Origin of the sequence: Candidatus Paceibacter sp. (assembly GCA_013360865.1) — a bacterium.
Lineage (GTDB): Bacteria > Patescibacteriota > Minisyncoccia > UBA9983 > UBA9983 > SURF-57.
The window spans coordinates 1-5,711 of record JABWAS010000029.1 but is presented as its reverse complement, the minus strand read 5'-3'; the positions used below and the strand labels follow the sequence as shown (position 1 = coordinate 5,711).

Here is a 5,711-nt window from a genome sequence, read left to right as displayed (position 1 = left end):
AAAAAGCGGCTAAAACGGAGATTACGAGTTATACCAGCGGCGACGCCAAATGGTACTTTTATCCCGTACCGGTTACGGCCGGACAGCAATATGAGTTTTTGGATTATTATGTTTCCGATATCTCCAGTTATGTGACGGTGCAGGTTAATATGTCCGACGGAACGAATAAGTATATAGACATTGCCGTCGCCGAACCGTCGGAAACATGGCACGGACTTTACGGAACTTTTGTCGCTCCACAGGGGGCTGTGTCGGCCGCCGTTTTCCATATGATAAAAGGAGTCGGTTATCTGATTGTGGACGATTACTCGCTTAAAGAAGTTGTTCCCGATCCGGATAATATTGTTTACAACGGTTCGTTGGAAACCCAAAATTACAACGGCACAAAACCGGACGGATGGAACACCAACCGTTACGGCTCAAATACCGCCGTGTTCAGTTATAAATCTGGCTACGGCATAAACGGCTCTAAGGGGGCCAAAGTTGAAGTGACGGATTATGTTTCCGGCGACGCCAAGTGGTATTCTCCGGAAATAAACGTTTCCGGCGGCGAAGAATATTTGTTTTCTGATTATTATATGTCGTCTGCTTCCAGCAATACGACGATTCAGTTCAGAATGTCTGATGGGACTTTTTCTTATATTGGTTTGATGAATTATGTACCGTCGTCCAAGTGGAAGAAAGCCGAATCTTCTTTCATTGTTCCGGAAGGCGCCGCGGCTATGATTCTTTTTCATACCATAAAAGGAAACGGTTATCTTATTACCGACAATTATTCGGTAAAAAAACTTCCTTCCGGAAAGTTCAGCGAAGGAATGGTGACGTTTAATTTTGACGACGGATTTTACAGCATATACGAGAACGCGTTGCCGATTCTTGACGCGGCTGGCATAAAAAGCAGCCAATATTTGGTCAGTGGTTTTTTTACGGATTCATTTTACGTAAATCCGGAAGAAACGATGAATATGTTTAACGCCGGACATGAGATAGGTTCGCACACTATAAACCATGTTCGGCTTACCGATTTAAGCGAAGAAGAAATGAGAAATGAAATTTTCACTTCAAAGGCGGAAATAGAAGCTGTCGGCGTGCCTGCGGTTAAAACCTTCGTCTATCCTTTCGGCGCTTTCAACGATGACGTAAGGCAAGCGGTGATTGACGCCGGGTACATCGGAGCCAGAAGCGTCTTTGCCGGATATAACACTAAAAATTCCGACAAATTTTCGTTGAAAGACCAGCATGTTGAGTCAGATGTTACGGTTGAACAGATAAAATCTTACATAGACAGGGCGGTGGCCGACAGAACCTGGCTTATCTTGGAGCTTCACGCCACCGATTATACTGGCGACAAGTATAGCAACACGCCGGAAACTCTTCAGGCGGTGGTTGATTATCTTATTCAGAACAATGTCAAGGTTGTTACCACAGAGGAAGGTATAGCTCTGATGGGCCAATAGTGGTAAAATAACAAACTGTATGAAGAAAAAATATTGGGCGATTTTATTTATCGCAATAATCGTTGGAGGTTTTTTTGTTTATAAAAACTTTACGGCGATTGAAAAATTTTTCGTTAATCTGGCCATCAGTTTTGACGGTCAGTTGGCTTCGGTGGCGGCCATTGTCAATTCGCCTTTTTACTACACTTTTAAGGTTGACGGCACGCTGGCGGAAGCCGGCAGCATGAATGACAGCTCCAGCCCGTACTTTTGGCTCAACTCCGGCGCTTACTTTTACCTTAAAAACGGAATAGGCAAAACCGTGCAGGGAGATCTTTCGCAATATTCCAAATGGCGTTTGGCTTATTCTTTATCCAATCCGGTTGATACCGACAACGGCTATCATCCGCAAAATATTCTAAGACTGGTCACCAGAAGCAAATGGCAAAATTTTACGCAGGAAATGTATTTCAAAATAAACAAAGACCAATTAAGCGCCAGCCCCAACCGCAACGAATCAAACGGTTTGTTGCTTTTTAACCGCTATCAGAACAGCGACAATCTTTACTACGCCGGAATAAGAGTGGACGGAGCTGTTGTTATTAAGAAAAAAATAAACGGCAAATATTACACGATGGCTTACAAATCTTTTGTCAGCGGTTCCAAATACGATAAAACCGTCAATCCGAATCTTTTGCCAAAAAATGTTTGGGTGGGGTTAAAAAGCGAGGTAAAAAATAATCCGGACGGCACGGTTTCCGTAAGACTTTTTGTGGATAACGGCAAAACCGGAAACTGGATTTTGGCGGCAGAGGCCAAAGACGACGGAAAAACTTACGGCGGCGCGCCGATAACAGCCTCCGGCTACGGCGGCGTCCGCACCGACTTTATGGACGTGGAGTTTGACGACTACAGAATGACGAAGATATAAAATTAATCCTAAAAACTATCGCCAAAAGCAGTAGTTTTTTTCACCTTGTTTTTATGGCATAATAAATTTATGATTTACGACGAAAGAAGGGAAAAAGAAAAGTTGGCAAAAGAGGCGGAAAGAGAAAAGGCGGCGGCGGAGGCCAAAATAAAACTGGAACAGGAAAACCGGCGCAAGCTCAAAATCGCCGAAACAAAAAGAAAGGTTGATGAGAAAAAAAAGGAAATTTTCCGTCTAAAAGATAAACTGCGCCAGAAAGAAAACGATTTAAATAAAAACAAACTTTTAAAACGGCAGGCGGCGGAAGAAAAGGCAAGACTGGAAACCGCCTTGAAAAGCGAACAGGAAAAGTCCGAAGAAGACCAAAGACAGCGGCTGGTGGAGCGCAAAAAAAGAGAGCTGGATGAGCTGGAAACAAAAACCAGAAAGACCAAAGAAGAAAAAGAGAACCAGGAAGAATTGGCAGAAAAGAAAACGGCGACACTGGCGGAAAAAGTTGCTCAAGAAAAAGCGATTTTGGCGGGAATAACCGGAAGGGAAGAACAACTGAAAGCGCAGATTGATAGGCTCAACGCCCAGTTGAGAAGCCTGGAAAATCAAAAATCGGCGGAGGAGGAAGAACTTAAGAGGTTGTCGTCCGAGCAGGGCGAAGCCGCCCGCGCGCTTCGGACATTGGAGTCTTACGCGGCAAATCCGGAAGAAACGGCGGAGGGAATTAAAAAACACATCGGAAAATTGGAAGAAGAAATGGCCAGGGACAAGGCGAAAAACATGGCTATGGCGGAGAAAACCAAAAGCGCTCTGGCGCTGAAAGAAAAAGAAATAAAAAATATTGATTACGCGATAAGCCGGATTGAAAAAGAAATATCAGGACTTGCAAAAGAGATTAAAGATTCGGAGGTGGCGCTTCTCAAACAGGAGCAGGAGTTAAGAGCGGTTTAAAAATGTGGTAATATATTAGAAACAAATTTTAATTTTTTCACCAAAAACATGCTTCAAAGTTTAACGCCCGCCCTGCCCGTAATATTTATAATTTTAATGTTGCCCGGCCTGCTGTTCTCGCTGGTGCCGATGATGCCCGCCTTCCCGTATATGTTTTTACTGGCGGCGATTTTCGGCTTTGTGGATAAGTTTATCCGAATAACGGGGACGGAGTTGGCGATTTTGGGCGGAATCTTCGGCGCTTCGCTTATCGTTGATTACACAGCCGGAATAATCGGCGCCAAATACGGCGGCGCTTCCCGCAAAGGGATTTTCTGGGGGTTTGTCGGATTGATTTTGGGCATCTTGATAATGCCGCCTTTCGGCGGATTTCTAGGATTATTTTTGGGCGTATTTATCGCGGAATGGCTGCGCAAACATGATAAAAACAAGGCGCTGAAGGCCGCGACCGGTTCCGTCGTAGGCGCTTTTTCCGGCGTGGTTGTCAATATATTTCTGGCAATCGCTTTCGTGGCGCTGTTCGCTATTTTTATATACAGGTAAACCCCCACACCTGTTTTGGCATAGCAAAATATGAGCCGATGATTTTGCAATTACAGCCGTAGAACACTAAATACAGCGAAAGTCTAATTATATAGATAAAAATTTTTGCAAAGGCGAATAATGACAAAACAGGTGTGGGGGTAAAATAAATCAATGAGGAAAATATTGCGGAAATTATTTTTTCTCTTTTTGGCGGCTGCCGCGGGAACAGGGTTGTTTTTCCACTTCAAGCCGATGGAAAAAGGATTGAGTTTGGAAGGAGAAAAACATCTTGTTCCGGCCGCTTCCATAAAATTTCTTTCCGACGAAACTTATCTGGATGGCGGGGAAAAGAGAGTCGCGAAGCAGGAAATTTTTGCTGAAGTTTTAAAGATGATAGACGGGGCGGAAAATTACGTCCTGGTTGATATGTTTTTGTTTAACGATTTTGCCGGCAAAGAAACGGAGATTCGCCGCGAACTTTCCGAAGAATTGTCCGGAGCGCTGGCAGACAAGAAAAAAGAGAATCCGACTGCTTCCGTCGTTGTGATAACCGACCCGATAAATTCCGCCTATGGCGGGCCGGAGCCGGAACATTTCAAAAAAATGAGAGAGGCCGGGGTGGAAGTGGTGATTACCGATTTGAACAAAGTTAGAGACGGCAATCCGGCCTATTCTTCTTTTTACAGGCTGCTTTCTTTTATTCCGTGGCCGGATAAGCCGGCTAAAAACCGCTTTCCCAATCCTTTTGATTATGATAAGCCGAAAGTCCCGCTGAAATCCTATTTGTATCTTCCAAACTTCAAAGCCAATCACCGCAAGCTAATAGTCGCAGACAAAAAAGTCGCCGGCGGTTATAAAATGGTTTCTCTGATAACTTCCGCCAATCCGCACGACGCGTCCGGTTATCACGGCAACTCGGCGCTGACGGTTGAAGACGGGGTATGGAAAGACATCATAAAATCGGAAACGGCGGTGGCGAAATTTTCCGGCAAATCGATTTCGCTGCCGGCGGAAAAAATTTCCGACGCAAGCGGAGAAGTTGAGGCACAAATTCTGACAGAAGAAAAGGTAAGGAAAAAGTTGCTGGATATTCTGGCTGAAACGGTAGCGGGCGATAAAGTTGATATGGCAATGTTTTATCTCGCGGACAGAAAAATAATCAAAGCCTTGCTGGCCGCCTCGGCAAAAGGAGCGGAAATCAGATTGTTGCTGGACCCGAATAAAGACGCGTTCGGATTTAAGAAAAACGGCGTCCCTAATCGTCCGGCTGCCGCCGAACTGATTAAAAAATCAAAAGGCAAAATAAAAATAAGATGGTGCGATACCAACGGCGAACAGTGTCATAGCAAGATGGTGTTGGTGAAAAATAAAAACGGCTACCATCTTATGCTCGGCTCGGCCAATCTTACGCGTCGGAACATCGGCGATTATAATCTGGAGACGGAAGCGCTGGTAAAAAGCGACTCGCTTATTCCGGCTGTCGCCGACGCCTACGATTACTTCAACCGCGCCTGGAACAATGAGGGCGGAAAAACTTATTCCGCCGATTACGATAAATACAAAAACGAGTCATCGGTGAGCTATTTTATTTATATGGCGAGAGAAATCTCGGGCATGAGTTCATTTTAATTTAATGCGGCGGTTTGATAGAATAAAAGAATGAAGAAAATATTTATAATTTTTGCGATAACTTTGGCCGTTTTGGCCGCGGCTTATTCCTACCTTTATTTTTTTACCGAAAATTTCGTCGCCCCGGTGAGCAGTTTTGAAGATTGCGCCCGCGTCGGATATCCGGTGCAGGAAAGTTATCCGCGCCGATGCGTCGGGCCGGAGGGCAAGACTTTCACCGAAGACATCGGCAACACTTTGGAAAAGGC

6 protein-coding genes are annotated in these 5,711 nt (G+C 44.8%); all 6 read left to right on the top strand.

Going from position 1 to position 5,711, the window contains the following annotated elements; genetic code table 11:
- Nucleotides 1-1,457 (top strand): polysaccharide deacetylase family protein (locus HUT38_04345; GenBank protein NUQ57682.1); only part of this gene is annotated, 1,457 nt, incomplete at its 5' end.
- Nucleotides 1,458-1,476: 19 nt separating this feature from the next.
- Complete coding sequence (locus HUT38_04340) at nucleotides 1,477-2,367, top strand: hypothetical protein (protein NUQ57681.1); 891 nt, start codon at nucleotides 1,477-1,479, stop codon at nucleotides 2,365-2,367.
- A 69-nt stretch (nucleotides 2,368-2,436) separates the two neighbouring features.
- Nucleotides 2,437-3,309, top strand: coding sequence for a hypothetical protein (locus tag HUT38_04335; protein NUQ57680.1), 873 nt, complete (start codon nucleotides 2,437-2,439; stop codon nucleotides 3,307-3,309).
- Nucleotides 3,310-3,357: 48 nt separating this feature from the next.
- Complete coding sequence (locus HUT38_04330; protein ID NUQ57679.1) at nucleotides 3,358-3,852, top strand: DUF456 domain-containing protein; 495 nt, start codon at nucleotides 3,358-3,360, stop codon at nucleotides 3,850-3,852.
- Nucleotides 3,853-4,005: 153 nt separating this feature from the next.
- A complete protein-coding gene (locus tag HUT38_04325) occupies nucleotides 4,006-5,463 on the top strand; it encodes a phospholipase (protein NUQ57678.1) in 1,458 nt (485 codons plus the stop codon).
- Nucleotides 5,464-5,493: 30 nt separating this feature from the next.
- Nucleotides 5,494-5,711, top strand: a 218-nt coding sequence (locus HUT38_04320) for a hypothetical protein (GenBank protein NUQ57677.1), incomplete at its 3' end; no start/stop codon positions are given.